The following is a 26,667-nucleotide window of genomic DNA, read 5'->3' on the forward strand; positions in this document are numbered from 1 at the left end:
CGCAGGCGCCGACGGCGGTGGCCATCGACGCGGAAGAGGAGACGAAGCCGGCGATCCGCCGGGCCCGCCGCGACCGCGAACTCGGCCTCAAATCCCCCAGCCGCCTCCGCCACCTCTTGGGCGTCAACGGTTTCCACACCGCCCTGGAAGCCCACGCCCGCACCCACCCCGACACCGAGGTCGAACGCTGGCTCAGCGAACGGGAGATGCCCGATCCCGGCATCCATTCGCACCAGGCACGCCCCGATGCCGTCCTGACCTGGCGGGAGGGCGACGCCCGATCCACCGTCGCCCTTGAGTACGACACCGGCACGGAACGCCTGGCCCGCCTCGTCGACAAGATCGACCGCTACGCCGCCCTGTTGTCCCTCGATCCCCGCGCCGCGAACGGTTGGGAGGTCGACGAGCTGTTCGGCCACGAACGCCCCCTCGTGCTGTTCGTCTTCACCACCACCCGCCGTGCGACCGAGGCCCGCGCCGCACTCGAACGCACCTCCACCGCTGTGCCGATCGCCACCGGCGTGTGGACACCGGGAACCTCCCCGGCCGAAACCCTGTGGCTCCCACTGAACGCACGACCTCCCCGCCTGCGCCTGGCACAGCTCACACCGGGCACACCTTCGCCCTTCGAGACCGGGACGACCCGTGCGCCCGGCCGGGCTCGGTCCGATGCACCGTCGGCGGCCGACGCCTGGTTCGACGCCGACGAATCCGACCCCTGGTAGTACCCGCACCGCACCGGCACCGCACGGCACCGCACCGCACCGGCACCGCGCACCGCAGTGCACCGCGCGGTCCGCAGCGCACCGCACCGCACCGTTCTTGGTGCGCACTCACGCGCCTTGCCACCACGCCGGGCCGTCCGGTGTGCGGTGGCGGTGGCGGTGGTTCCGGCGAATCAGGACAACACGGGGTGGTCAAGGGGGCAACCGTCTTGAACCGCCCTGGCCAAGGCAAAAAACGGATGTATCGGACCCCGTGTCCGATGTCTGTCGGTGTTTCGACCGCACGCGCGTTCGTGCTGGTCACAGCGTCGTACAGACGGCGGCCAAGGGGGTGGGTGCACTCTCCGACGCACCGGGTGCCCAGTGGGGGCGCCCCGGCATTGAGGAGTCCGCCATGCCCGAACGACGTCGACCGGAACCGCGGCACGAACCCCGCCCGAAGGCCGCACCCACGCCCGCACCCGTGTTAGTACCAACGCCGTTCAGTTAGGTGCGGGCGCGGGTTTGTCAAGGCCGGCAAACAGAGCAGCGGAGCTGCCGTAGAAGAGGTCTGTCACTCCAAGACATCCTCACCACGGGAGCTCCGCTGTTGGAACAGACTGCCACAAGGCGGACGGTCAAGGTGGCGGCCGGGGTTTTCGCACCCGGCCACATCGGCGAGTTGACCCGGATCGTGCCCTTCGAGATGGTCGACGACGTGCTCGTGGCGACCAGGACGGTCGAGCGACGGGTCCGGCTGGTGCCGGCGCGGGTCACCATGTATCTGCTGTTGGCCGGGGCGTTGTTCGCCGATCTGGGCTACCGGCAGGTCTTCGAGCGGTTGTGCGCCGGCCTGGCCGGTCCCACGCCCGCCCGACCGAGCGGCAGCGCGTTGCGCCAGGCCCGACAGCGCTTGGGGGCGGCGCCGTTGAAGGCGTTGTTCGACCTGCTGCGCGGGCCGGTGGCCACGACAGCCGCCCAGGCGCGGTGGCGCGGGCTGCTGCTGGTTGCGGTCGACGGCACGCTGCTGCCGGTGCCGGACACTCCGGCGAACCTCGCCGTCTTCGCCAAGCAGCGGTGCAACAGCGGGGCCGGGGGCTATCCGCAGATCCGGCTGACGGCACTGGTGGCCTGCGGCACCCGTGCCGTGATCGGTGCGGTGTTCGGTCCGGCCACCACCGGCGAGCTGGAGTACGCCGGCCGCCTTGCGGGTGATCTGCGTGCCGGGATGTTGCTGCTGGGCGACCGGAACTTCGCCGCGGCCCACCTGTTGAACCGTTTTGCCGCCACCGGCGCGCACCTGCTGGTGCGGTGCAAGTCCGGTCGCAGACTGCCGGTGGTGGCCCGCTGCGGCGACGGTTCGTTCCTCACCCGGATCGGCGCGCTGACCGTACGGGTCGTCGACGCCGAGATCGGCGTCGTCACGTCCCGGGAGACCCGCACCGGCCACTACCGGCTGCTGACCACCCTCACCGATCCGTCGGCGCACCCCGCCGCCGAACTCGTCCGGCTCTACCACGAACGCTGGGAGATCGAGACGGCCTACGCGGAACTCAAGTCCACGATCCTGGGCGGGCGGGTCCTGCGCGCCCGCACCCCGGCCGGGGTCGAGCAGGAGGTCTGGGCACTGCTGGTCGCCTACCAGGTGCTGCGGACCGCGATGACGGATGCCACCGACAGCGTTCCGGGCACCGACCCCGACCGGGCCGGTTTCACCGTCGCGCTCTCCGCCGCCCGCGACCAACTCGTCCTGGCCGCAGGCATCATCGCCGACACCGTCGTCGACCTGGTCGGCGCCATCGGCCGGCAAGTCCTGGCCCAACTCCTGCCCGAGCGGCGGGTCCGCACCAAAGACCGCATCGTCAAACGAGCGATCTCCAAATACAACGCACGCGGACCCACCATCGATCGGACCACCTACAAGGCCACCATCGGCATCAACGTGCTCATGACCGACCCTTGACACCACCCACCCCGCCCTAACTGAACGGCGTTGGTGTTAGTACTCCAGCAGCACTTCGGTATATCCACAGGTCAGGTGCCATATAGAGCCGCTCCTAGTCTATCCGGGATGTCTCGGTGGGCGCTGGGTATCGGCGGATTCTGCGTTGGTAGTGGCAGCGGCGGGCGACGGCCTGGCGGCGTCTGCGCCAGAGTGACCAGTGGAGGATGTGCCGGGGGAGGCGGTGTGTCGGAGGTGGGTTCAGAGTTGCCAGGAGTCGCCGGATCTCCGCCACGGTGAACGGGACAACATCGGGTTGGGTGGGGTCGTTTCCCCCTTTTCCGCCGCGTCGGCCGCGAGGGCGGCGAGGAACGCGTGGGCGAGCATCGACAATGTGATGTGCCGGTACCAGCCCGGGTAGCGGCGAACCTCGTACTCGTCCAGGCCGCACTCGTTCTTCGCCGCTTGGAACGACTCCTCGATCGCCCACCGTGCGCCCGCGACGCGGACGAGTTCGGCGAGCGGGGTGTCGTCGGGGCCGGTTGCCATGTAGTACGCGATCTCGGTGGGATCGCTGAGGCTTCGGCGGGCCAACACCCAACGCCCACGGCCGAGTTCCTCGTCGTCGAAGTCCGGGACCGCAGGCTGTCTCGCGCACGCCCAGTCGTACATTCGCGGGCCCTTCGCGCCGTCGCCGCACGACAGGCGACGCCAGGCCTCGGGAGGCGCATGGCCGAACAGGGCGTCGATCCGCCAGAACGCGGTCGCCGAGAGGACGTGCTGCGACTTCGGCACCGCCACGACGTAGCCGACACGGTGTTCCTCGCACGAGCGCCGGAACCTGAAGTCCGCTCCGAACGCCTCGTCGGCCGCGACCCACCCCACCGGCATCCCGGCCCCAAGGGTCCTCGCGAGCATGACGCGGGCGATCTCGGGCTTGGTCGCGAAGGTTCGCCCGGTGGGGATCCGCGCCGCCTCGCACCGATCCCGGTCGGCCGTCCAGGACTTGGGCAGGTAGAGCTCACGGTCGACCAACGCCCGGCCCCTCCGGGAAGCGTAGGCGACGAACACGCCGATCTGGCAGTTGTCGATCTTTCCGGACGTGCCGGTGTACTGCCGTCCGACGCCGGCGGACGTGACGCCCTTCTTGACGAAACCCGTGTCGTCGACGATGAGCACCCCGTCGGGCTCGCCGAGCCGTTCGGCAACGAACTCCCGCACATCGTCACGCAGTTCATCCGGGTCCCACGACGCCGACGCCAACAATCGTTGGATCCCGTCGGGCGTCGTGTGACCCGCGTACTCGGCGAGCTGCCATCCGTTCTTGCGTCCGACCGGGCCCAACAGGCCCCGGACGTAGTCCCGCATCCGCATCCGCGGCTCCCGCCGGCCGAAACGGTGCCCCACCCGCGAGAGCAACGACTCCAACTCGGCCGACCACGGCTCCACAACCTCGATCCCCGTCATGACCGGACCAACGCGAGACACCAGACCACGTCACGGATCACGGCCCGGGAAACGCGATCGATCCCCGAGAGCAAGCCGAGAACGAGTACAATCGAGGACCATTCCAAGGCCTTGACCTGCGGATATACCGAAGTGCTGCTGGAGTATTAGGGCGTGTTTCAGAAGTGACCACAGTGAACTGCGGGCGGGTTCAGTGTTGGGTGAGAATGATCAAGTGACTGAAGCCGGCGTGGTGCACGTTTTCGTCTCGCGCGGCCGGTTCTCCTCGTTCGAAGACATCCGCGACTACGTCGACGCGGGGCGGTCGGAGGACGGGGATGCGGAGCCGTCCGTCTTTATGGGAGAGGCTGGGATTGCCGAGCTCGAACCGATGTGCGTCGAAGCCGTCCACGCCCGGGACGACGGTCACCTCGGGCTGGTTGTCCCCGAGGTACTCCTTCGAGGGGCCTCGTACGCCGACCAGTGGCTGCCGCAAGTGGAGTCGACCGAGCCGGCCGACGCCGCGATCTGTGTCTTCGCCCCTAACATGGTCACTAACCCGCACGGGACCGCTCTGCACTACCTCGGCCGGTTCACCTATCGTGCCTGAGGGTCTCTCTCTGCGGGTTGTCATAGCCACTCATTGATGGCCGCGACCGGCACGGTTGCCTCATAGCGGACGGCGAGTGTGTCGTATCTGGTTGCCACCGCGCGGTGGCGTGGTGCTCCGACCCGAGGGTCTGCGCCAGGTACTCGGACAACACGGTCGCCTCGGGTCGAACGTCGAGGTGGTCGGCGATGGCGAGCGCGGTGTCACGAGCCTGCCTCTTGGTGCCCAAGACCATCAGGACGCTGCCGGCCGCGGTGAGCGACGCGGCGCTGGCCGCGAAGACCTTGTAGTTGGCGATGCCTCCCGCCAGGCCGGTCCGGGAGTTCCACCGCCGCGGATCGGGGGAGGCGAACCGCCGCTTTCCCACCTCGCCGGTGGTCAGGCGCGTGATTTCGGAGGCGGCGGTCGGCCGCACGTCCAAGCAGGCCGCGACCGGCACGACGGCAAGCGTGGTGGAAGGCTGCTTCGCCGAAGGTGATCGATCGCTCAACTCGGCACCTCGGGGTCGAGCGCGGCCAACCCGTGTACATACCACGCCGTGCCGAGGAGCCGGTCCGTGATGTTCCGGTCGCCGCGGAACGCGCCGACCTCCATCTCGGTCATCCTCGCCAGCAGATCCTCCGCGCTGGGGAGCACACCACCGGGCCGGAACTCACCGAGCGCCGACGCGAGCACATCCGGATCTGGAGTGCGCTCCACACGTACTCCCTCACGTCCTTGGCGAAGTCCTTAGGGTCTGTTTCAGAAGTTGATCTTGATCTGCCATGATCATCGTGTGGGACGGGGAGATCTGACCGATGGCCAATGCGCGCCTGGAACCGCTGTTGCCGGTCGGCGTCAAGTCCGGACGACCACCGATATGGACGAAACGGCAGCTGATCGACGGGATCCGGTGGCGGACACGGGCCGGGGTTCCGTGGCGTGATGTTCCGGAGCGGTACGGGGCGTGGCAGACGGTCTACGGCCTGTTCCGCAGGTGGCAGCGTGACGGCACGTGGAAGCGCATCCTGGAGCAACTGCAGGCCGAGGCCGACGCGCGGGGGCTGATCACCTGGGACGTCAACGTCGACTCCACGATCTGCCGCGCCCACCAACACGCCGCCGGCGCCCGCAAAAGGGGGCACTCCAGAAGGAGCCGCCCGGCGGTGTCGCCGTCGAACCGGACGACCACGCCCTCGGGCGCTCGCGGGGCGGGCTGACGACGAAGATCCACCTGGCATGTGAACAGGGCCAAAAGCCCCTGTCGATGCTGGTCACGGCCGGGCAGCGGGGCGACTCGCCGCAGTTCGAGGCGGTCCTGAACGGGATCCGGGTTCCCCGGATCGGGCCCGGCCGGCCGCGCACCCGACCCGATCGGGTGCGCGGCGACAAGGCCTACAGCTCCCGAGCCAACCGCGCGCTCCTGCGGCGCCGCCGCATCGCCTGCACATCCCGGAGAAGGTCGACCAGGCCCGAAACCGCCGCCAACGCGGCCACAGAGGCGGCCGGCCGCCCGCGTTCGACCGCGAGGACTACAAGGCCCGCCACGCGGTCGAATGCGGCATCAACCGCCTGAAGAGGAACCGGGCCGTCGCGACGAGGTACGACAAACTCGCCGTCCGATTCGAAGCAACCATCACCATCGCCGCCATCGGCGAATGGCTATGAAGCAAGATCAACTTCTGAAACAGACCCTAGGGGTAAACCGGGGCGTGTCCCCAGGGGTGCACCGAGCCGACCGCGCCCCCGGGGACGAACAGGCTGGTCAACCCCCTTGTCCGCGCAGCCGCGATCACGCCGACACCTCTACTCGCATCCTTCGGTGCGGGGAGACGTCCTTCTTTCTCGCCCTGCCCGAGGCCCTGCCGAGGCATCGACGAACAACGGCTCGTCTCCTCACCCGTTTCCTCCGGCGGCGCAGGCCTCGGCGGCGCAGGCCTCGGCGGCGCAGGCCTCGGCGGGGCAGGGCGGGGCGCGCAGCAGGCAGGGCTGCGCCTCAAGTTGAGGTCGCATATGTGAAACCTGGGTTCCAGGGGCCCACGCCTTCGGGCGGCATCTGACGACGTTGTCGCAAATCGCGGGCGAAAGGGCGAGGGAGGGTGGATGTGCGGGGACTGGCTCTGTTCACGAGAGACGACAGCGTTTCCACGGCGGTTCGGGAGGCACCGTGGCTCTGGGCCCGGGTCGGATGTTCACGAGAGAGTTTTCGGCAGCAATCGGAGGCTGTTCCGGCTGGGTTGTGGACCGTGCGCGTTCGATTGCGAGGATCTCGGGTCTCGGGGTTGAAGTTGCCGTTGCGGCAGCTCCTACCGTCGTGACCAGGGCCGGAGAAACCGGCCCGGCGACAACACATGTGCGGGAGTCGTGATGGACTGGCCGATCTCGGAGGTGGCCCGGATGTCGGGCGTGACCGCCCGGACACTGCGTCACTACGACGAGACGGGTTTGCTGCCGCCGGCCCGGATCGGGGCCAACGGGCACCGCTACTACGAGGAGCGTCAGCTGCTGCGGCTGCAACAGATCCTCGTGTTGCGGGCGCTGGGCGTCGGGCTGCCGGAGATCGGCCGGATCCTGTCGGACGAGGTCGACGAGGTGAACGCCCTGCGGGGCCACCACCGGCGCCTCCTCGCGGAACGGGACCGCCTCGATGCACTGGCCGCCACCGTCTCCCGCACGATCGCCGAACTGGAACAGTCCAGGAAGGACGGCAACCCCGTGACCATCAACCGACCGGAGAACCTCTTCGAAGGCGTGGCGCCCTCCCATTACGAGGAGAACATGCGCGACTTCCCCGAACTCGCCGAAGAGGTCGCACGACGCGCCGACGCGATGAGCCAGGCCGACGCCGACGCCGCGCACCGTGAGCGCACCGCGCAGATGATCCGGCTGGCCGAACTCATGACCGCAGGCCACCGGGCCGACGCCGACCCGGTCCTGGCCGAAATCGACACCCAGTACCGGGCACTGACCGCACTGCGCGCAGCCACCGCCGAGGACTACCGGGCCATCGGACGCTCCGTCGTCGACAACGAGACGTGGCGCGCCGCGTACGAGGCCATCGCTTCCGGCCTGGCCGCGTACCAGCGCGACGCCATCGAGGCCTACACCACCCGACTGAACTGAGACACGACGCGACCGCCATCGGGGGAAGAACCGCGATGGCGGTCGCGTGACGTCACGGGCGGTCCGGCGATGTTCGATCCCGATGACCGGCTGGGGGCGCCTCGACACGGTGCCGCCCATTCCCGGGAACAACGACTTCCCTCACGAAAGACCGCCTCCCGACGCGCTGAACAATCGCTGTCGGAAGTCGTGAACAAAGCCACGGGGACGCCCGACCAGGGAGTGCCGTGATCGTCTTCGACACCAACGCCGTCGGAACGACGTCGCGAGCGAGTCGACGGCGACAATCCCGGATTGTCGCCGCCGACTCACGGCGGTGCCATCGCACGACGCTCGCGAGGGCGGGGACGGCGCCGGTCATCAGGTGGTGACCGGCCTCCTCACCGATGCCCATGAGCACCGCCACGAGCATCGTCCCCGGCACGCTGTACGCCCAGCGGCGCCACCGGGGCCGGGCGCTGACCGGCGGCCGCCCCCGTGCGTCGCCGGGCCGCCCACCCTTGCGTGACCGAGGACGGAAGCGGGGCCGGACGGGTGAATCCCGTGATCGCCGGCTTCTTCTTTCAAGATGCCCGAATCCCGCGCCTCTCCGCGCCTGTGGCCTCAGGGTGATCGTTGCGGGGCTTCGTGCGGGCGGCGTGCGAGTGCTTCTCCCGCGACCGGACCAGCGCGGGCGTCGCGTGCTTCGGCCCACCCGCCCCGACTGTGACGGTCTCGACCCGACGTGAGCGCAACGGCGCCGCGAGTGCCGGCTCCGGCGCTGCCCGTCCCGTGTGCCTCGGGGGGCGCCCCCCGAGACGCGACGGCGGGCCCGGTGCCCGCTTGCCCGGCGGGCGTGCGTCGGCCGATCGGTTCGATCCGGCTTTCGGCAGGGCTCCTCCCGCCGAGCCGTGCGGTGGTGTGGTCCCGCGGCCCCTCGCCGAGGGGAAGTCGAGGGCCCCGGGCCTGCCCCGAGTACGCCGACAAGGGACCGCCGGCCACTACGATCCCGACACCGGCCGCCTTGACCTGCACGCCGCCTCGTCCACCTACGCCACCCGACTACGCCTCCTGGAGCGCGTGTTGATCGGGCGTTTCAACGCCGCCGTCGGCACCGGCGCCGTGCGCTCGCTGCGTGTGGTTCCGGGAGGGCGCGCGGAATCAGGCGACGCCCGAGGCCCCGCCGCCGACGGGCTCCGAGAAGTTGCCCGGTGCGACCGGGCTCATGCGGCGGTGGCACGGCGCAGCGTGAACCAGAACGTGGGGACCGGGTTCGTACCCGGCGTCACGTCGGTTAGCTCCCACCCGGCGAACCTGGCGGTGAGTTCGTCGGCGGTGGCGCCGGACCACGTGTCGTCGAACGCCCCGGGCCCGTATCCGAACATCAGCAGTCGTGCGCCGGGAGCGGCACGCTCGGTGAGGCCGGCGGCGTAGGCGTCGCGGCGGTGCGGTGGTATTCCGCAGTAGCAGCTCAGGTCGAAGAACAGGTCGTACGGGCCGGGCACGCCCACCTCGTCGAGTCGGGTGGCGTCCCCGCACAGCACGGTGACGTCCGCTCCGGCCGCGTCGGCCTTCTCCCTCGCCTGCCGGACCGCGCGGTCGACCAGGTCGACGGCCGTCACCCGCCACCCGTGCCGGGCCAGGTACACGGCGTTGGTCCCGGTGCCGCAGCCGAGTTCGAGGACCCGGCCCGGCATCAGCGCACCGGGCCCCTCTACCAGGGCCACCAGCTCGGGCGGCGTGATGCCGCTGTCCCACGGCGGCTTGCCGTCCCGGTAGAAGTCCTCCAACACGCGGCGCACCAATGCCTCTTGGTCGAGTTCCGCAGGCGTTCGAGTCTCACTCATCACTACCCCTACAAGAATCTAGAGTTCAGCTCTAATGACGAACTCTAGAGATATACTCCCGGCATGGACACGGTCAAGGGATCCGACGAACAAGACGTCAAGCGTCCCGACAAGCGGGCCGAGCGCTCGCGGCTCACCCGCGAGAGGATCGTCGCGGCGGCGCGGGACCTGTTCGTCGCGCAGGGATACGGCGCGACAAGCCTTCAGGAGGTCGCGGATCGCGCGGGAGTGGCCGTCCAGACCGTGTACTTCGTGTTCCGCAACAAGCGCGCGCTGTTCAAGGACGTCGTCGACACGTCCATCGCGGGCGACGCCGAGCCGGTCGCCACGATGGACCGGGACTGGTTCCACAGCGCGTGCGCGGAGCCCACCGCGGCCGGGCAACTGCGCGCCCACATACGGGGCGTGCGCGACATCCTCGGCCGGGTCGCCCCGATCGTGCCGCTGATCGCGGCTGCCGCCGCCACGGACCCGGAGATCGCCGCGCAGTGGCCCGCCGGCCCCGACCCGCGCTACACCGTCCAGCACGCCGCGGCGAAGGCCCTGACCTCCAAGCCCGACGCCCGCCCCGACATCGACGCCGCGCGGGCCGCCGACCTGCTGTACGGGCTTCTCAGCCCGGAGCTGTACCTGATCTTCGTCCGCGACCGGGGCTGGTCCCCCGACGCCTGGGAGGAGTGGGTTGGTGCGACCCTGACCGCCCACCTCTGTACCGACCACAAGTAGGTCGGCGACCCGGCTGCGGCTACCGGAACGCTCGCCCCGCTGCACCGAACACAACCCGCCGGGAGCGAAGGGCCCCTGCTTCATCGATGCGGACCGCGAACATCCACGAGCGCGACCTCGGGTACCGCGCGGGTTTCTCGTTCCACGACGACCTCGGCGTGCCCATCGAGGAGTTGGCCTCGATCACCGTGCACGACCTCCGCACGCGCCTCGAAGAGTGGATCAAAGCCGGCCCTCGCAGCACGCCGTCGCCCGATCCGCACCACGTGTCTTCGGCAAGCTGCGCCGGCCCACTTCAGCAAAGTGCCGTCACGAGTATCGCCATCGCTCGTCATCCTCACTGCATCCCCCGCCCCCACGGGCCCGGACCGCGGGCACCGACGGCCCCGGCAACCCGCGACGCGACCCCTCTTCTGCTTGTCGGATCGGGGGAGTACCGGTCCCGGTCCCGATCCCGGGAGGTCACGTGTGGGTCATCCGTGAATGGACCGACGACGAAGGCCACACCCGCAAAGCCGTCACGAGCGAAGAGCCCGCAGCCCGCTCCGACGAGGAACTCCGCGCGATGCATCGCCGCCTCGAACTCCGCGCCCGACAGCCCCCCGACCCCGCGCTCGAACCCGTCGACCATGTCCTCGACAGCAACCTCGACGCCTTCGTCCCGGAGCGCTTCGAAGGCCTGAACACCCCCGGCCGGCACATCGGCCTCGACGACCTGGTCCCCGGCCTGCTCCACCCGGATCCGGCCCGCAGTTGGTGGCGACCATGAACCGCATGTTCGATCAACACATCGAGACCGTCGCGGACCGAATCAGACGCGGCGAGACACCCTGACCCGTCCACGGGCACCGACCGGTCGTCCCCTCCACCGAAGTGCCCGCGCGACGAACAGGAATGGCTCCGGCCACGCGTTGCCGCGGCCGGAGCCATTCCCTCGTCTCCGTCGCGGGGCACAGCCCGCACCACACGCCACGAGGCGAAAAGTGTGGACCCCACGAAGGGCACCCACCCACCCTCGCCCCAAACCGGCCCCCGGTGCGGGCGGTTCATCCGAACGAGACGAACACGCCCTTCCGGCGGACAAACCGGCCACCCGGCCCGGACCCGGAGCCGGGCGCACCGACCCAAGCGCGCGAACCTCTCCCGAACGCAACCACCACACCCTCGGACGGCCGAGGCGACCTCGAATCCCATCCGGCCCGACGCCCGAAACTCACGCCCACCGCATACCGAGCGCGGAAAGCGCCTGGAGTCGCTCGGGCGGGTATGTGGCGCGTCGTTGTCGCGCGTTCGCGAGGGCGACCCCCAACTTGACCTGGTGCGCCTCGCCGCCGTGTTCGACGAATTCGACGTGCTTGCGGGGGACGGTGAGGTGCCCCTCGCGCTCCCGAAACGCCGCCGCCGCGGCGAGGGTGAGCGCCCACCGATCCGCCCGCACCACCCCTGCCGCCGACACCGCGGGCCGCTCCTCCCGCGCGGTGACGTCGACACCCACACCCGCCAACGCCGCCCGCTGCGCCGGCGTCAGGTCCGCCCCGCTGCGCCGTTGCCGCCGGAGCCATGCTCCGATGTCCTCGCCGCCCACGGTGTGTCCGGGCACCAGGTCGTCGACGCGGCCGCCGGCCTCGGTGTGCAGGCGTACGGCGGCGAGCATGCGTTGCCAATCCAGCGACCACCGCTGCGCCGGATCCGGCCGTCCGGTGGGGTTCCAGTCGGGGTCGATCTCGGCCAGGCGTTGCCAGCGTTCGCGCCAGCGTTCGGGGTTCTTGCGTGTCTCCAGCGGCCGTCGGCAGTTGGCGAGGAATTGCCCGACGGGATACCCGTTGATCGCGGCGGGTTTGGGCGCGGCCAGGTGCCCGTGGACGGCGAAGTACGCGCGGCTTATGGCGAGTCCGTCCTCGAAGGCGGTGTCGTCGGTGTTCCACACCATTCCCAACCGCTCCAGCAGCTCGACGCGGTGCGGGGTGATCGACCCCGCCGCCCGGGCCCGCCGCTGGTCCCCGATCCATTGCCCGATCGGGTACGAGGTCCCGGTCTCGGCGTCGTAGTCGATGCTCTCCAGCGGCACCCGCAGGTGGCCGTGGGCCGTGTGCCAGCGTTTGGCAGCGTGGTATCCCCGGCGCCAGTCGCGGCGTTCGGGGTTGATGACGCGCAGGTTGATGAAGTCGCGGAGCAGGGTGGGGTCGCGGTCGGTCATGAACCGCACCAGGAACCGCTCCTCCTGACCGCCGGCGTCGCTTCCGTCGCCGTCACCGGGCTCGACGTCGCCCCGTTCCTCGATGTCCTCGGTATCGGTCACCGCTCTCGCCCAGGTCTTGGGTCCGCTCGGGGCCGGCGTGGCGAGCATGTCCAGGACGCGGGCGTCGTGCGCGGCGAGGGCGTGCAGGGTGCGCACCAGCGGGTGGTAGCTGTCGGAGACGAGCATGTCATCGGGTCGTTCGCCGGGGGCGAGGAACACGGGGACGATGATCGTGGCGGTGCGTCCCTCGCCCGGGTGTTGGCGCAGGGCGCGGCCGATGGCCTGGACGATCTCCACGATGCTGAACTTGGGGTCCATGAAGGCCACCGCGCGGGCCCGCAGGTCGACGCCTTCGGCCAACACACGCACGTTGCTGAGGATCGCGCGGGGTGCGATGGTGCCGTGGGGGTCTGCGCGTTCGACGAACCGGGTCAGGACGTCGCGCCGGTGGTCGGTGGGGTGTTCGCCACTCAACCAGTCGGCCCACACGTGAGCGGGGTGGCGCCCCGGCTCGCCCTGATGCAGGCGCGCGGCCACGTCCGGCAGGCTCGCCGCACAGGCCTGGGCCTCCAGGGTGCGGGAGTGGTAGGCGATGACCGTGTCCAGGTCGTCGTCGGCGGCGGCGCGCAGGAGCGCGGTCTGCAACGCGACCAGGCGCGCGGCGCGGTACTGCTCGACCTCGTCGATGCCGCGCCGGCCGAGGCCCCGGTTGAGGTTGCTGCCGGTGGCCGCCGCGAGTTCCTGGACCTGCGGGTCGGTGATCTCCACGACGACCACCCTGGGCCGTGCGATCAGGCCCATGCGGGCCGCCGCGGCGAGTTCGAGGCGGTGGACGACGGGGCCGAAGATCGCCTCGTCGTCCATCGACGCGACCGCGCGGGCCTCCAGCGCCGAGTGCACGGGCCGCCCGCCCCGCACGCGGACCGGCCGATCGTCCTCGCCCTCGTCGTCCCACTCCGAGTCCGGGGCGCCGCCGCCGGCATCGTCTGGGCCGGCGACGGGGTCGGGGTCCTCCCACGCTTCGTCCTGGGCCAGGGCGGGGGGCAGTTCGGGGTCGGCGTCCGACAGTGTGGCTTCGCTGTAGGCGCTGTTGGCGGGTGGTTCCCACACGCGGGGCGTGGCGGTGAGGTACAGCCGTCGCGTGGCGGGAAGTCGGGTGTTGTCGTGGACCGCGGCCCATTCCTTCCCGACGGATCCGCTGGTGCGGTGGGCCTCGTCGACGACCACGAGGTCGAAACCGGCGAGGGCGAGGCCGTAGGCGCCCTGGTGGGCGGTCAGGACGGCGCCGAGTGACTGGTAGGTGGCGTACACGGTCACAGGCCCCGAGACGCCTGCCCACAAGGCGATTCGGGGTGCGCTGGTGGTGCATCGCACGCCGGCTTCGTCCAGGGTGCGGTCGCCGCCCAGCGAGCACACGGCGATCTGCGTTCCCGCGGTGCGCCCGGCGTTTCGCCAGGCGGTGACGGTCTGGGTGAGGAGGTCGAGGGTGGGGACCAGGACGAGCACCCGCCCGCGTGGGGCGAGGGCGGCGGCCACGGCCGCGGCGATCCGCGTCTTGCCGGTGCCGCAGGCCATCACCGCGGTGGCCCGGGCACCACCGCTCGGCCCGCCCGGGACCATGTCCGCGTCGGGGTTCTCCAGGGCGCGGACGATGGCGTCGACGGCTTCGCGTTGGTGCGGACGCAGGGGCGACGCGATCCGGCGCGTGGGATGCGGTGCGGGCTCGGGTGGGAAAAGCGGCAAGGAATGCTGCACGGTTTCTCTCTTCGTGTCGCCGGCTCCCGCGGGCGCTCCCGCGCTATGGCGTTCGCCCGGCCGGTGCTCACCTGCGTACCTGCACGCCGGGTCGATGGGCCGGCCGCGACCCCAGGTTCAGTCGGTGAGTTCGAGGACGACGCGCAGTGCGGCGGACACGCGGGTCATCACGGCGGGGTCGGCGGTTCCCAGGAAGGTACCCGAGCGGATGCGTTTGTCGGTGAGGGCGACCAGGTCGACCGCGACGGCTGCCCCCGCCACGGGTTCGCCGATGGGTACCGTGACGACGGTGTCGGGGGCGCCTCCGGTCCGGTCGATCATCATGCACACCAGTGTTCCGGGCAGGGCGCGGATGGCTGCGTCGGATTCGACGATCAGGACGGCCCTGACCTTGGTGGCCAGGGGGACTTCCCAGATCTGGCCGCGTGCGAGCCTCACGCGATGTCCTCGCCGAACACGTCCGCGAGTTCCTCGACGTCCTCGCCGTGTCGGCCGCGCCAGGCCTCGATCGCCTCGCCAGCCTCGCGCAGGGCCTCGGCGCGTAGCGCGCGCTCGACGTAGGCGGACAGGTTCCCCGCCGCGGCGGCCTTTGCGGTGGCCAGCAGGTCTGCGGGAAGCGTCACCGTGACCCGTTCCTTGATCGTCATACCTCGGATCATACGCGAAGTATGATCCGGGAGTCGTTACCTGGTGTCGGCCGCGACCCGGGTTCCACTCGTTCGGGTGGGTCTCGCGTATCCCACCGCGGCTGTGGAGAGGATTGGGCCATGGCTGGCATCGGTCCCGGTTTCGACGTTCCCGAGTTCGACGACCACGACGCGGCCCAAAGCGCTGGGGACTCGCCGTTTCGGCGGTGGCTGGTCGGCGATCTCGACGGTCCCGAAACCGAGTTCGACGATTGCGACCCGGCTTGGCGTACCCGGGACACGCCGTTCCGGCGGTGGCTGGTCGACAGGCTTGCCGCGGCCGGCTCCACTCTCCCTGCCGAGGCCGTCTCCTGCTATGCCCCCGCGAACCGCTACCGCGGCCTGAGCGACACCGATGTGGAACTGCTCGCGATCGTCACCGACACCACCGGCGACATGGCGGCGCACAAGGCCGACCTCGAGGACTGGGCGCGCGGACTGCAACTGCGGGAACATCCCGACCTCGTCGTCCTGGACCCGGACCTCGACCGCATTCGACACCGCTCCTGACCCGTGCCTCGCGCGGCTGTGCCGGCTCCTGCGGGAGCAGGTTCAGGAGCCGGCACCTGCGGGAGCAGGTTCAGGAGCCGGCACCTGTGGGAGCAGGTTCAGGAGCCGGCACCTGTGGGAGCAGGTTCAGGAGCCGGCGCGGCGGGTGTCGTGGTCCGGGGCATTCGCTCGGGGTCGGGTTGGTGGGGTGTCAGTTCCATGGGTCGGTGTTGGGGTCTTCTCCGAGCATTTGGGCTGCGGTGATGCACAGGTCCGTGCCGTAGATCTGGTTGCTGCCCCATGTGGAGCCCCACAGGTCGGTCGCGGCTTGGGCGACGGCGCGGTAGGTGTATTCCTCGTCGACTCGCCAGGTGCGGATTTGGGCGGCCATTTCGGGTGTCATCGTGGCCGGGTCGTCGGGGTCGTGTGTCATGCCGCCGACATTAGGTACAGCGCGTGGAGGGTGGCCATCGCATTACGTCGGTTGTCGACCGTAGTGGCCCAGGATTTCCTGTCCGATTTTCTTACGACTTTCGGGCGTGGTTTCCGGTTGGGGCGGGCCGGGGTGTTGTGCCGGGACACGGTAGTTGGCATCTGGCCACGCTGGTTGACATCGCCCTCGCTCATCCGTGCCAAGATTCGCCGGTGGAGATATCCGACCTCACGCGTGCGATCGCGGCTGCGACATCGGTTGCCGCATCGCTGGACCTGCCGGCCGACGACGCAGTCGTTCTCCACAACTCGAACAGGCTCGCGCTGCGGCTGACGCCGTGCGGCGTCCTTGCCCGGGTCGCTCCAGCGGGGCAGGCCGCACAACTGGAAGTCGACCTCGCTCGACGGCTCGCCGAGGCCGGATGCCCTGTGGGCGCCTTGGAGCCTCGGGTGGACCCGCGTGTGTACACACGCGATGGCTTCGCAGTGACGTTGTGGACCTACTACGAACCCGTGACACCTCACGTCTCGGCAGTCGACTACGCCAAGGCGCTGGAGCGGCTGCACGCCGGCATGCGCGAGGTCGATGTGCCGAGCCCACGGTTCACGGATCGGATCGCGGAGGCGGAGGAAGTCGTCGCCGACCCGGATCGCTCGCCGGAACTCGCCGACGCGGACCGTGTGTTCCTCGGCAGCAGACTGGAAAGCCTGCGCCGGGCGATCGAGGACCGCGGCGTCGTGGAGCAGCCGCTCCACGGCGAGCCGCATCCGGGCAATGTGCTGGGCACGAAGAACGGCCCGTTGTTCATCGACCTCGAGACGTACTGCCGTGGACCGGTCGAGTTCGATCTCGCCCATGTTGCGGAGGCGGTCTGCGAGCATTATCCGAGCATTGACCAAGGACTGCTGGACGAGTGCCGACAGCTCGTCCTCGCGATGGTCGCAGCGTGGCGTTGGGAGCGTGGCGACCAGTTTCCGAACGGGAGGCGATTCGGGGAAGAATTCCTGCGCCTGCTGCGAGAGGGCCCTCCTTGGCCGACACTCGACGCAGCGACCAGGCAACTGGACGGTCGGTAGAAATCGCCGAGGGTACATGCCTGATGTCCGGGCTTCGCGAGATTCGCCAATGCCAACAGCCCTGACGATTCATTGCTGCCGAGAATCTTGGCCGGACGGAGCAGGTCCGCCTGCGCCATGGCCGCACGGGCTGTGCACAGACACGGAGAACTGACGGAGGATCGACATCGCACGGTCCTTGCCCCGTTGACTGCCGCCGGCGTCGCCGAGCCCGTGGAGTGTTCCTACCTCGGGGTACGCCGGGATGATCCGCGACGGCGCACTGTGCCCGCTGGGTCCTGAGCTGCCGACTGCCCGTAGCCTTCGCCCATACAGGCAACTTTGATGATCCACGACGGCACAGCCGCGCCCGATGCGGACGTGCCACGTACCGGGGGTGTGCCGCTGGCTCCCGAGGGGTTCACCGGGCCGGTGTGCGGCGACTACTGCGGAGGGCCGATGCAGTTCTTCGCGCATCTGCCGGTGGAGTACGGCGTCCTGTCGGTGTTCGTGTGCCAGAACGATCCGGGCGCCTGCGAGCTGTGGGACGCGACCTCCGGGGCGAATCGGGTCCTTCTTTTCCCGTCCGCGGGACCGGTACCGGTGGCCGTGAGGAGGGCGTGACGCTGCTGCCCGCAGTGTCGGCGATCACGACCCGGGTCGTGACGCTCGAACCGGAGGACGACGACAGCGAGGATATCCCGCGCGACACGTACGACCTCGCCCGTTCAGGGTGGAAGCGGGAGCCCGGAGAGCGGTTCGGGAAGCAACGCGCGGTGCTCGGATCGCTCGGCGGCAGCCCCTCCTGCCTGGACGACGACCGCCGGCCCGGGTGCCCCTCCTACTCCGGCACGACGGAATTCGCCGCCGCGGCGCTGCCCGCGACCGAGGGCAGCGCCACCGTGCCCGCGCCACACCTGGAAGAGGGGATCGACCGGCAGGCCGCGATGAACCTCGGCGGCCGGTTGGGCTACGTATTCGTCTGCCGTCCCTGCTCCGAGGGCGCCTTCCTCACAGGCTGAGCGCGCCTGTGGCGGTAGGTCCCGCCGCCTACGCCGACGGGCCGCCCCCGCTCTCCTCCTCCGCCACAGTCTCCTCCGGGTGGCCGTGAGTGTTCGGTGCGATCCCCGAAGATTTATCGGTGTCCGGTGAGCACGTGACGGAGGCGGAGACCGCCGAGAGTCGGTGGTGCGGGCTACAGGCCGTAGAACCTTCGGCTGACCGAAGAGGGGGCTCCTTCAGTGGCTGACGAAGTGGCTGCCCCTGTCCGAGCGGTGGTCGGGATCGCGACGACCTCGGCTCCGACGGAGCACTGTCCGTGTTCTGCGTCAAAGGGGGCGGAGCGCGGGCAAGGGCAGCGGCGTCACCCTGGTGTGCCACCGCCGTTGGTGTCGAATTTCTCGAGCGGCGTGCGGGCGCCGTCGCGGAACGCGTCGAGGCCCGTCTCGAAGTCGACCGCTGACCCCGCGAACAGCGCCGATTCGTCGGGTGCGACGTAAATCTTGCCTCCGCCGCGTACGGCGTGCACCAGGCAGACGCCGAGCCCGTCGGGCAGCTCGACGACGTTCAACACCGGGTCGGTCCTGAGCTGAGCGAAGTGCGCTCTGCCCACCACTATGAGCCGGTCGACGCCCTCGGATGCCGCGTCGCTGCCGCCCGCGGCAGGCGCCAACGGTGCCTTGCGGTCCTCGACCGCCTCGACTGCGTAGCCGCAACGCCGGGCAGCGTCGAGGAACGCGTGGAGATCGGATGCCGCGCGCAGGAGCGCCCCGAGCTCGCCCTCGCATTCGGCCACGTGGAACGTTCCGGCGGCGAACGGATGCGTGACCGGTGCGGCCCCTGGCACCGGCGGCGGGGTTGACGTGCTTACGAGCACCCCTGGTTCGCCCCTGATTCCCATCGCGAGCCGCCTGCCGTAAAAGAGGCGGTATGTGCGCGCCGACCCGGTCGGATCACTCACGACGTCTGCTCCTTAACCTGATCATCGCTCGTAGGGCTCCGCGTACGCACTGCCGGGCAGGACAACTCTCCCGCAGCCGCGCTGCCCGCAACCGCAGACGTTCTCGACTTCCGAAACGCCGGTTGCCGGCCGGTACCTCGCAGTGAGCCCGGCGCGGCCGCCTACTCGGATCCGACGAGGACCGCGATGGCGGGTTCGACCGGGGCGGCTGGATATTGCCCTACGTCGACACGGTGGTGGAGAAGTTCATGAGCGACTCCACCGCCGGGGCGGCCGGACTGCTCCTCGGCCGCAGAACGTACGAGATTTTCACGGCAACCTGGCCGTACGCCGACGACACCGACCCCGCGGTGGCGGCCATGAACACCATGCCCAAGTACGTGGCCTCCCGTACGCTCACCCACCTCGAATGGGCGAACTCCACCCTGCTCGGGGCCGACGTCGCGGCGGAGGTCATCGGCATCAAGGACCGAGCCGACGGCGAGTTCCTGGTGCTGGGCAGCGGGGAGTTCCTCCGGACTCTCATCGAACACGATCTCGTCGACGAGTACCGCCTGCTGGTCTTCCCGCTCCTCTTGGGAGACGGCAAGAAGCTGTTCGACGACGGCACGACGCGACGCCCGCTCGCACTCGTGGACACGACAGCCTCGACGAGCGGGGTGCTGATCAACACCTACCGCCGCGCCGACGGGTAGCCGACCGGAGGGCGGGTCACGGGTGCCGCCGTCCTCGTTGCCCCACGCGTCGTCGAGCGCGTGTGCCGACTCGCGCCGAGACGGCCACCGCGCCCGGCGCGATCCGGCTTGCCGGCGGGGCGGTCACGAACAGCCCCTGCCGTGCCGGCGTCTTCGTCGTCATCGACCCGACCGCGCTACGGGTCCCGGGGACTACAAGCCCGGGGGGCCAAGCGGAGGCAGACCCATGGAACACAAATCCCCTCAATCGCGGCCACCCCCGGCACCCACCGGCACCCACCGTCGCCGCGCGGCCGGCCGCCGCGGCTGTCCCGCCGGCCACTCGGGCGAGGCCCGGCCCGATGTTCGCGCCGGTCGGGCGACGATGCGCACCCGGCGTGCGGCCCGGTCGAGTGACACGGCCGAAACGCCGGGCGGGGCGCGGGGAGAGCGTCGCCTTGGCCCGACCACTCCGTGGGTTGGGCCAGGGCCGGGCCAATAGAGTGGCGAGGAAGACGGCTTCGGACACGGTTTTCACGAGCACGGTTTCGATCAGGACGTGCCGGCAGGCCGAGGGAACGCGCGCAAGGGGTGAAGAAAGAGTTTGCTGACGCTAGCGGGTGTGAGCCGTCGGTTCGGTGAGCGGGAGGCGTTGAAACCCCTGGATCTTCATGTGGTCGCGGGTGAGCGCGTAGCCCTGATGGGGTCGAATGGGTCCGGGAAGTCCACGCTGCTGCGTCTCGCGTGCGGACATGATCGGCCGACGACCGGCACGGTCCGATTCGACGGGCTGCTCATGACCGAGGACGACCCGCGTGTGCGGTCCCGGGTCGCGGTGGTGGGGGAGGCGCTCACCTGCTATCCCGATCTGACGGTGCGACAGCACCTGGAGTTGGTCGCGGTGGGACACGCCGTGGCCGACCACGAGGCCGTGATCGAACGCTGTCTGGACGACCAACGTCTGCTGCGCCATGCCGACGCGCTGCCCGGCGCCCTGTCCTCCGGGCAGACGCAGGCCATGCTGTTGGCGGCGGCATGGGTGCGCCCGCGTGATCTGCTGGTGCTTGACGAGCCGGAACAGCGCTTGGATCCCGCCGCACGCGAGCGCCTCGCGAACCGGTTGCGCGCCGAGGGGGACCGGGACACGACCGTGCTCTTCGCAACCCACCATCGGGAACTCGCGGGTTCGGTGGCGGATCGCGTGCTCGTGCTCGACGACGGCCGCGTGGTCGCGGACGGCCCGCCGGCGACGACGCATCCGTGACAGGCCCCGCACCGGACGTCCGCGTCGGCGCCTCGACGCCGGTACTCGCGCAGGATCCCACGGATGCGACGACCGCCTGGTTGCGGCTGCGGCGCGGCAGGGGCAGGGCCCGCCGATTCGGCTACGCCGTGTACATCGTCGTGCTTCTGCTCGGCAGCACCTATGGCGTGTATGTGGCGGGCGCGATCCACGAGGTGCGCCGGCAGCCGCTCGCCGCCTACGCGGACGAACTGGCGGCCGTGCTGCCCTCCGGCCTGGTCCTCGCCGCCATCACCGTCCTGGCCCTTGCCGCCTGGGACGGGCTCTGGCGCGGCCCGGTGACGCCGCCACGCCCGGACGTGGACTGGCTCCTCACGCTTTCGGTGCGTCGCGGCCGGGTGCTCCTGCCGTGGTTCGCGCTGTCCGCCGGTGTCTGGATTGCGGCGGCGCTCCTCCTGGGCCTGGTCGGGGCCCTGGTGATCGCCGCCGCCGGCCTGGGGGGCGTCGGGGCCGGGCTCCTCGCGTTCGCGGCTCTCGGGGTGGGCGTCGCCACGCTCGCCGTGACCGGCGCGGCAGTGGTGGAGCGTTCACGACGGGTGGCCGATCGGCTGCGTCGGCTCGTGCCGGTCCTGGTGCTGGGGATAGTCCTCGGTATCGTCCAGGTCGTCGCGGCCGCGCGCGGTCACCGTTCGCGAGGCGTGGAGACGGCGCAGCTGTGGTCCGGCCCATGGGGCTGGGCGGCACAGCCCGTGCTCGCCGCCGCCGGCGGGTCCGTGCCGCTGTGGCCGCTCGCCCTCGCGCTGCTGATCCTGTCGACATCGGCCGCCGTGTGGGCCGTGCCCCGACTGGTCGCGGGCATCCCCACCGCCGAACTCCGCGTGCGCACGCGGGCGTCCACGGGAGTCCTGGCAGGACTCTGGGCACTGGACCTGCGCGCCGCCAGGCTCGGTGCGACAGGCGCCGCCGACACGCGCCGCGCGGGACGGGCCCAGCGGTGGGCCGCCCGACTGCGCGCCCCGCGCCGGGCAGCGTTGCTCGTCGTCTGGCGGGACGCCGTGGCCCTGCTCGCGGCACCGCGACGAACGGGCCTGATGCTGCTGCTCCTGGCGTTCTCGACCGCGACCGCGACCGTCGCGGCACACACCGAGGGAACGGCGGCGACCCCGCTCACGGTCGCCGCCGCGCTGATGGGGTACTTCGCCGCCGCGGCGCTCCTGGAGTCCGCACGCCTGGACGGGGACGACACGCGCCGCGCCGCGTGGTTGCCACGACCGTTCGCGCGTGTGGCCCTGGAGCACGCGCCGGTCCCGATCCTGCTCCTTGTGGTCGCCGGCTGCCTGTTCGCGCTGCCCGTGACGGTGCTCGCCCATCCGGGCGCGCTCCTGGTCGTGCCGGCGGCGGCGCCGGTCCTGGTCGCGGCGGGACTGGTCGGCGCCTACCGCCCCCCGACCCCCGCGTGGATGCTGTCCCATCCGGCGTTCGCGCAGGTCGGCCCGGTGATGGCGGTGGTGTGGTACGGAGCCGGCCCCATCGTCGGGGTCACGGGACTCACCGTCCTGCTCGCCCCGTCGTCGATGTCCGGCGCGGGCACGGCCACCGTGTCGGCCCGTCTCGCGGCCTGTTGGGCGCTGGCCGCACTGATGCTGTGGTGGACCCATGCCCGTGCCCGCGCACGGCGCTGAACGAGCCTCGACGCTCCTCCCAAGCACCTGATGCATCCCGCCCCGCGACGACGGAGCTTCAAAAGGTCCTACCAGAGATTCCCACGCGCCACTGATTGGCACTTCTTTGCCCTTTCAGGGGAAACTCTTGGTGTTCTGTCATGGGGCGGATGGAGCTGGTCATCCGTCACGCGTGTTCGGTGGGCGACGGAAGGCTCGACATGGATGTACCTCTGTGGCTGTGGTTCGTCTTCGCTGGGATCGTGGTGGTCTCGCTCGCGGTGGACCTGTTCGCGCATCGCGAGGACCACGTCATCGGATTCCGCGAGGCCGCGTCATGGAGCGCCCTGTGGGTCGGTCTCGCCCTGGGCTTCGGCGGGCTGGTGTTCTGGCAGGTCGGAACGACGGCGGGAGTGGAGTACACGACCGCGTGGCTCCTCGAGAAGAGCCTGTCCGTCGACAACCTGTTCGTGTTCGCGTTGATCTTCGGGTACTTCCGGGTGCCACGCGAGTACCAGCATCGGGTGCTGTTCTTCGGCGTCCTGGGCGCACTGGTCTTTCGCGGCCTGTTCCTCGCGGCCGGTGTGGCCATCGTCAGCAAATTCACGGCCGTGCTGTTCGTGTTCGCGGCCGTGCTGCTCTACAGCGCGTGGAAGCTTCTCAAGGACGAGGAGGACAGTTTCGACCCGGGCCAGAGCCTGGCCGTTCGCCTGGTGCGCAAGGTCGTCCCCGTGCGCGACGAGTACTCCGGCAGCCGCTTCTTCGTCCGCGAGGCGGGTCGGCGGGTGGTGACCCCGCTGTTCGTGGTCCTCGTCGCGATCGAGGCCGCCGACCTGGTGTTCGCCGTCGACAGCGTACCGGCGGTGCTCGCGGTGAGTGACGACGCGTTCATCGTCTACTCGTCCAACGCGTTCGCGATCCTGGGTCTGCGCGCCCTGTACTTCCTGCTGTCGGGTCTTCTCTCGCGATTCCATCTGCTCAGCAAGGGCCTGTCGATCATCCTCGCGTTCATCGGCGTCAAGCTCGTCCTGCAGGCCTCCCACAAGGTGATCAGCGAGTCGGTACCGGAGATTCCCTCCCTGGTCAGCCTGTGCGTGATCATCCTGGTGCTGGCAGCCTCGATCGTGCTGAGCATCCTGCGTCCCCTGCCTCCCGACGAGGAAGCAGCGGACGCTTCCGCGCCGACCGACCGCACGAACAACACCACCCGCGACGACGCGGCGGACTGACATGTGATCCCGGGGATGGTGGTCGGTGGTGTGGCGGTTCGTTGAGGACGCTCGGGTGTGTTGCCCCCAGCCCCTGTGCGTCCACCGTCGTGGATTCGTGGCGAGTCCCCATGTCCACCTCTGCCGCCGCAGCATCGCCCGCTTCCTCACCCACCGCCTGGACAACGCCGACCGCGGCGACAGGGCCCGTGAGCCGAGGCACTCGGTTGTCACCAAGGCAGACCTGCCGTCACGTCGCCTCGGAGTCTCGACCTGTCGGGGAGGCGGACCTGGCAACGCCGGTGCAGGCGAGCACTTCGGTGGCGGTGGCGTTGAGGAAGAGCGTGAATGTCCATGACGAATCCTTCGCGTCGATCTGGCCGATGCGAAACCTGCGGATGGGCGGGTTCTGGCCCATCACGGCGATCACCTCGATGCCTCCCGGGGCGGCGATTGGGTCAGCGCCACGTAGAGCGAGACCAGGACAACGGACTGCGCGAGCACCGCACGCACGATGACGGCGCGAGACACGGAGCCTTCAGCAGGCACGCCACACGGACCCGGCCGCGCAGCGCCAGGTGGACCCGCACGACCGCTCCGGGCCGGCCGGCCGCGACGAACCCACCGGCGACAAGTGCGCGTCGGCGACGCGCTACGACGCCGACGCCCGTGGTGACCGGTGTTCGCGGGTGCGGCCCCCGGGGCGTGGGCACCGGCGTCGTGTGTCGGGGCTTGCGCTCGACTACATGCCACCGCTCGAGTACGAGCAGCAACACCGGGCCGACCAGGAGCAAACCACGCAGTCCGCGTAAACAACCGCAAACGGACTCTATAAAACTCGGGTCACCTCATTCCGCCTGGGCCGCCTCCAGTGGGTCATGGAGACGTCAATGCTGAAGACGCTGGCCGGGAAACACCGGTCGACGGTTACGAAGATGTCCCGGAAGTACAAAAGCACCATTGAGACACCCGACGGACCGCGCCGTTGCATCCAGGTCACCGTCCCACGCGATAAGGGGAGGAAGCCGCTGGTCACCCGCTTCGGCGGGATACCGCTCAAACGGCAGCGCACGGCCGTCCTCACTGACATCCGGCCGGTCATGGCCAGCATGAAACGCAACGAGCTGATCCACGGGCTCCTCGCCGAATGCTGCGAGATGTGCGAGGCGCGGACGAGCCTTGAGGTTCACCATGTCCGCAAGCTCGCTGATCTCAACCGGCCCGGACGCCGAGAAGGGCCCGCATGGGTCCATCTGATGGCGATGCGGCGGCGCAAGGCCCTGGTGATCTGCCGCCGTTGCCATGAAGGCATCCACGCAGGGCGTCCCACCGCAGTACTGCGGAAGTAATCACTGGAGAGCCGGATGCCTGGAAATCGGGCCCGTCCGGTTCGGGAAGAGGCCGTCGGAAAAGGACCTCAGCCGGAGGCACCTCGTCGGCGGCTTACTTCACTCGGCGAGAGGTCCGGAGAAACGGACCGGGAGCAATACCGGCAGCGCGCTCCGGGCCTACTCAGCCATGGTCACGATGGCTGAGCAAGGGTGGTCGGTGGGCTGCGACTGACTGTGTCTCGGACACTACGCTGCACCTCATGACGAACGACCTTGCGCTGCCTTGCGCCCACGCGGAGTTGATCGCGGAATTGCCCCGTGAGGTGATGGGCCGGATCGAGAAGACGTACGGTGGGCGCTGGATCGTTCGCGATGCCGATGGCGGGCTGTTGCTCCTGTCACCCGACCTGACCATCGACGAACGGTTCGTCATACCCCGGTACTTCGTGGAGTCGGGCTGGTTCAATCACGACATCAGTCCGGACGGCCGGTTCGCCGCGTTCGCCGGCGAGCGCCGTTCGGCGTGCGTGCGCGTCGACGGCAGCACGGTGTGGGAGGCGAGCCACCCCGCGCTGGGGAACGTCGACGGGGAGGATGTCCCCGCGTGCGCGGTGTTCGCCCCGGGGGGAACCGAGCTGTGGGCCTTCGTGCCCGTACCCGACGATGAGTGGGACGAGGACAGCGACGTCACGTACACGGCACAGCGTCAGGTGATCTCGCTTCCGGACGGGGCCGTGATCGGTACATCGCCGTCGTTTTACGAAGGTCCGCACAAGGTGCTGATCCACCCCGACGGACGGCACGCCAGTTCCGACGCGTTCGACGGCGCGGGCAACGACGGCCGGTGGACACGCTGGGACGCGGACGGCCGACCCACGACCACGTCCCGGGGCTTCGGCGTACCGCTCGACGTGCATCCGGATGCGGGCACCTGGCTGGGCAACGCATTCGGCACGGTGCAACTCCACGACTTCGGACCGGCCGACGACGACGCCGGTCGCGACCCCCGCGTCGAATCGTCGACCGCGACGTTCCTGTGGGCCTGGTTCCTGGACCGTGTACACGTCATCGCGCTCAGCGAATACGCACCGAAGCACATGTTGCTGGACACGCACACCCTGCAGCCACGGGCCCGCATCCACTACCCGGCGCCCCACCACGACGCCGACGCCATCAACCTCTGCAGCGCCGGCGACGGCACCTGGGTGACAGTGACAGCAGCCCTCGACGGCGCCGCACCATGCATACGTCGCTGGCGGCTCGGAGACGGCATACGGGGTGGGGAGCCCGAGTGAGCATCCGTGGCCCACACCCGGAGCCCCGGGCGGCCCTTCGTTCCCCACTCGCGTCCGACATGGAGTACAGCGGTCTTCCCTGCCGCGGCGGGGCCGGTGACGATCAACGCCGGTCGGGCGGTGATGCGTTGGTGGCGGCCCAGGATCATCAACGTGCGCATGTTCGTGGCGAGGGTGTCGATGGCCGGGGTGCGGACGGTCACGAACACGGAGTGGTAGGCCGGGCGTTCCTCCCGGCTCCGTAGCGGTGCGCCGGGCTCGGGCGGCGCCGGGGGCGCTGCG

The 26,667-nt window shown here is 70.0% G+C and carries 26 protein-coding genes and 1 pseudogene; 17 read left to right on the top strand and 10 right to left on the bottom strand.

All coding sequences use genetic code 11. From position 1 onward, the window contains the following. Positions 1-17 precede the first annotated feature (17 nt). On the top strand, positions 18-725 hold the full coding sequence (locus ACIBSV_RS37555) for a replication-relaxation family protein (protein ID WP_395871219.1): 708 nt from the start codon (positions 18-20) through the stop codon (positions 723-725). Between the two features lie 589 nt (positions 726-1,314). After that, positions 1,315-2,667: an IS4 family transposase gene (locus tag ACIBSV_RS37560; RefSeq protein WP_395871221.1), complete on the top strand. Its 1,353-nt coding sequence runs from the start codon at positions 1,315-1,317 to the stop codon at positions 2,665-2,667. A gap of 240 nt (positions 2,668-2,907) precedes the next feature. Here the strand turns inward: ACIBSV_RS37560 and ACIBSV_RS37565 are convergent, their stop codons facing one another. Next, positions 2,908-4,113, bottom strand: a complete 1,206-nt coding sequence (locus ACIBSV_RS37565; protein WP_395871223.1) for an IS701 family transposase — start codon at positions 4,111-4,113, stop codon at positions 2,908-2,910. Between the two features lie 214 nt (positions 4,114-4,327). Between ACIBSV_RS37565 and ACIBSV_RS37570 the strand changes: the two genes are divergently transcribed. After that, complete coding sequence (locus ACIBSV_RS37570; RefSeq protein WP_395871224.1) at positions 4,328-4,702, top strand: hypothetical protein; 375 nt, start codon at positions 4,328-4,330, stop codon at positions 4,700-4,702. On the opposite strand, the gene ACIBSV_RS37575 is transcribed toward ACIBSV_RS37570, so the two are convergent. Both ACIBSV_RS37575 and ACIBSV_RS37580 read right to left on the bottom strand, forming a co-directional pair. Beyond that, positions 4,686-5,192: a hypothetical protein gene (locus tag ACIBSV_RS37575; RefSeq protein WP_395871226.1), complete on the bottom strand. Its 507-nt coding sequence runs from the start codon at positions 5,190-5,192 to the stop codon at positions 4,686-4,688. The two genes, ACIBSV_RS37570 and ACIBSV_RS37575, sit on opposite strands and share 17 nt — an antisense overlap. Next, entirely contained in the window at positions 5,189-5,401 is a 213-nt protein-coding gene (locus ACIBSV_RS37580; RefSeq protein WP_395871228.1) for a hypothetical protein, read from the bottom strand. The genes ACIBSV_RS37575 and ACIBSV_RS37580 overlap by 4 nt, the downstream gene beginning before the upstream one ends. Before the next feature lie 76 nt (positions 5,402-5,477). On the opposite strand from ACIBSV_RS37580, the pseudogene ACIBSV_RS37585 reads away from it, so the two are divergent. Together ACIBSV_RS37585 and ACIBSV_RS37590 are read left to right on the top strand one after the other, a co-directional pair. Continuing rightward, positions 5,478-6,349 (top strand): annotated as a pseudogene (locus tag ACIBSV_RS37585) (IS5 family transposase). Between the two features lie 699 nt (positions 6,350-7,048). Then, on the top strand, positions 7,049-7,804 hold the full coding sequence (locus tag ACIBSV_RS37590) for a MerR family transcriptional regulator (RefSeq protein WP_395871229.1): 756 nt from the start codon (positions 7,049-7,051) through the stop codon (positions 7,802-7,804). Positions 7,805-9,006: 1,202 nt separating this feature from the next. Here the strand turns inward: ACIBSV_RS37590 and ACIBSV_RS37595 are convergent. Next, positions 9,007-9,630 (bottom strand): class I SAM-dependent methyltransferase, encoded by a 624-nt coding sequence (locus tag ACIBSV_RS37595; protein ID WP_395871231.1) that lies wholly within the window; start codon positions 9,628-9,630, stop codon positions 9,007-9,009. A 63-nt stretch (positions 9,631-9,693) separates the two neighbouring features. Between ACIBSV_RS37595 and ACIBSV_RS37600 the strand changes: the two genes are divergently transcribed. Both ACIBSV_RS37600 and ACIBSV_RS37605 read left to right on the top strand, forming a co-directional pair. Beyond that, positions 9,694-10,356, top strand: a complete 663-nt coding sequence (locus ACIBSV_RS37600; RefSeq protein WP_395871233.1) for a TetR/AcrR family transcriptional regulator — start codon at positions 9,694-9,696, stop codon at positions 10,354-10,356. Positions 10,357-10,822: 466 nt separating this feature from the next. Further along, on the top strand, positions 10,823-11,125 hold the full coding sequence (locus ACIBSV_RS37605; protein WP_395871235.1) for a hypothetical protein: 303 nt from the start codon (positions 10,823-10,825) through the stop codon (positions 11,123-11,125). A gap of 444 nt (positions 11,126-11,569) precedes the next feature. On the opposite strand, the gene ACIBSV_RS37610 is transcribed toward ACIBSV_RS37605, so the two are convergent. The 3 genes from ACIBSV_RS37610 to ACIBSV_RS37620 all read right to left on the bottom strand — a co-directional run bounded on the left by ACIBSV_RS37610 (position 11,570) and on the right by ACIBSV_RS37620 (position 14,997). Then, the gene (locus tag ACIBSV_RS37610; RefSeq protein ID WP_395871237.1) at positions 11,570-14,350 is read right to left on the bottom strand and encodes a Helicase associated domain protein; all 2,781 of its coding nucleotides are present in this window, start codon (positions 14,348-14,350) and stop codon (positions 11,570-11,572) included. A gap of 117 nt (positions 14,351-14,467) precedes the next feature. Beyond that, on the bottom strand, positions 14,468-14,788 hold the full coding sequence (locus tag ACIBSV_RS37615; protein WP_395871239.1) for a type II toxin-antitoxin system PemK/MazF family toxin: 321 nt from the start codon (positions 14,786-14,788) through the stop codon (positions 14,468-14,470). Next, positions 14,785-14,997 carry a type II toxin-antitoxin system CcdA family antitoxin gene (locus ACIBSV_RS37620; protein ID WP_395871241.1) on the bottom strand — a complete coding sequence of 71 codons (213 nt, stop codon included), beginning with the start codon at positions 14,995-14,997 and terminating at the stop codon, positions 14,785-14,787. The genes ACIBSV_RS37615 and ACIBSV_RS37620 overlap by 4 nt, the downstream gene beginning before the upstream one ends. 120 nt (positions 14,998-15,117) lie before the next feature. Here ACIBSV_RS37620 and ACIBSV_RS37625 point away from each other — a divergent pair, with 120 nt between their 5' ends. After that, positions 15,118-15,546 (top strand): hypothetical protein, encoded by a 429-nt coding sequence (locus tag ACIBSV_RS37625; protein WP_395871243.1) that lies wholly within the window; start codon positions 15,118-15,120, stop codon positions 15,544-15,546. 190 nt (positions 15,547-15,736) lie between these two features. Here the strand turns inward: ACIBSV_RS37625 and ACIBSV_RS37630 are convergent, their stop codons facing one another. Next, positions 15,737-15,958 (bottom strand): hypothetical protein, encoded by a 222-nt coding sequence (locus ACIBSV_RS37630; protein WP_395871245.1) that lies wholly within the window; start codon positions 15,956-15,958, stop codon positions 15,737-15,739. Positions 15,959-16,170: 212 nt separating this feature from the next. On the opposite strand from ACIBSV_RS37630, the gene ACIBSV_RS37635 reads away from it, so the two are divergent. The 3 genes from ACIBSV_RS37635 (at position 16,171) to ACIBSV_RS37645 (ending at position 18,035) form a co-directional block, all read left to right on the top strand. Then, positions 16,171-17,034, top strand: a complete 864-nt coding sequence (locus tag ACIBSV_RS37635; protein ID WP_395871246.1) for a phosphotransferase family protein — start codon at positions 16,171-16,173, stop codon at positions 17,032-17,034. A gap of 360 nt (positions 17,035-17,394) precedes the next feature. Next, positions 17,395-17,637, top strand: a complete 243-nt coding sequence (locus ACIBSV_RS37640) for a hypothetical protein (protein ID WP_395871248.1) — start codon at positions 17,395-17,397, stop codon at positions 17,635-17,637. Further along, complete coding sequence (locus ACIBSV_RS37645) at positions 17,634-18,035, top strand: hypothetical protein (RefSeq protein WP_395871250.1); 402 nt, start codon at positions 17,634-17,636, stop codon at positions 18,033-18,035. Before ACIBSV_RS37640 ends, ACIBSV_RS37645 begins: the two co-directional genes overlap by 4 nt. Before the next feature lie 341 nt (positions 18,036-18,376). On the opposite strand, the gene ACIBSV_RS37650 is transcribed toward ACIBSV_RS37645, so the two are convergent. Then, complete coding sequence (locus tag ACIBSV_RS37650) at positions 18,377-18,973, bottom strand: hypothetical protein (protein ID WP_395871252.1); 597 nt, start codon at positions 18,971-18,973, stop codon at positions 18,377-18,379. 248 nt (positions 18,974-19,221) lie between these two features. On the opposite strand from ACIBSV_RS37650, the gene ACIBSV_RS37655 reads away from it, so the two are divergent. The 4 genes from ACIBSV_RS37655 (at position 19,222) to ACIBSV_RS37670 (ending at position 23,780) form a co-directional block, all read left to right on the top strand. Then, positions 19,222-19,668, top strand: a complete 447-nt coding sequence (locus tag ACIBSV_RS37655; RefSeq protein ID WP_395871254.1) for a dihydrofolate reductase family protein — start codon at positions 19,222-19,224, stop codon at positions 19,666-19,668. Between the two features lie 601 nt (positions 19,669-20,269). After that, the gene (locus ACIBSV_RS37660) at positions 20,270-20,911 is read left to right on the top strand and encodes an ABC transporter ATP-binding protein (RefSeq protein WP_395871256.1); all 642 of its coding nucleotides are present in this window, start codon (positions 20,270-20,272) and stop codon (positions 20,909-20,911) included. Beyond that, positions 20,908-22,572 carry a hypothetical protein gene (locus ACIBSV_RS37665; RefSeq protein ID WP_395871258.1) on the top strand — a complete coding sequence of 555 codons (1,665 nt, stop codon included), beginning with the start codon at positions 20,908-20,910 and terminating at the stop codon, positions 22,570-22,572. Before ACIBSV_RS37660 ends, ACIBSV_RS37665 begins: the two co-directional genes overlap by 4 nt. Before the next feature lie 200 nt (positions 22,573-22,772). Further along, positions 22,773-23,780 (top strand): TerC family protein, encoded by a 1,008-nt coding sequence (locus ACIBSV_RS37670; RefSeq protein WP_395871260.1) that lies wholly within the window; start codon positions 22,773-22,775, stop codon positions 23,778-23,780. Positions 23,781-24,009: 229 nt separating this feature from the next. Here ACIBSV_RS37670 and ACIBSV_RS37675 read toward each other — a convergent pair whose 3' ends face one another. After that, on the bottom strand, positions 24,010-24,189 hold the full coding sequence (locus ACIBSV_RS37675; protein ID WP_395871262.1) for a hypothetical protein: 180 nt from the start codon (positions 24,187-24,189) through the stop codon (positions 24,010-24,012). Between the two features lie 427 nt (positions 24,190-24,616). Between ACIBSV_RS37675 and ACIBSV_RS37680 the strand changes: the two genes are divergently transcribed. Next, positions 24,617-25,108 (top strand): hypothetical protein, encoded by a 492-nt coding sequence (locus ACIBSV_RS37680; protein WP_395871292.1) that lies wholly within the window; start codon positions 24,617-24,619, stop codon positions 25,106-25,108. 242 nt (positions 25,109-25,350) lie between these two features. Continuing rightward, positions 25,351-26,385, top strand: coding sequence for a hypothetical protein (locus tag ACIBSV_RS37685; RefSeq protein ID WP_395871263.1), 1,035 nt, complete (start codon positions 25,351-25,353; stop codon positions 26,383-26,385). The last annotated feature ends 282 nt before the right edge of the window (positions 26,386-26,667 follow it).

It is taken from the genome of Embleya sp. NPDC050154 (assembly GCF_044460165.1).
In the GTDB taxonomy this organism is placed as follows: Bacteria; Actinomycetota; Actinomycetes; order Streptomycetales; family Streptomycetaceae; genus Embleya.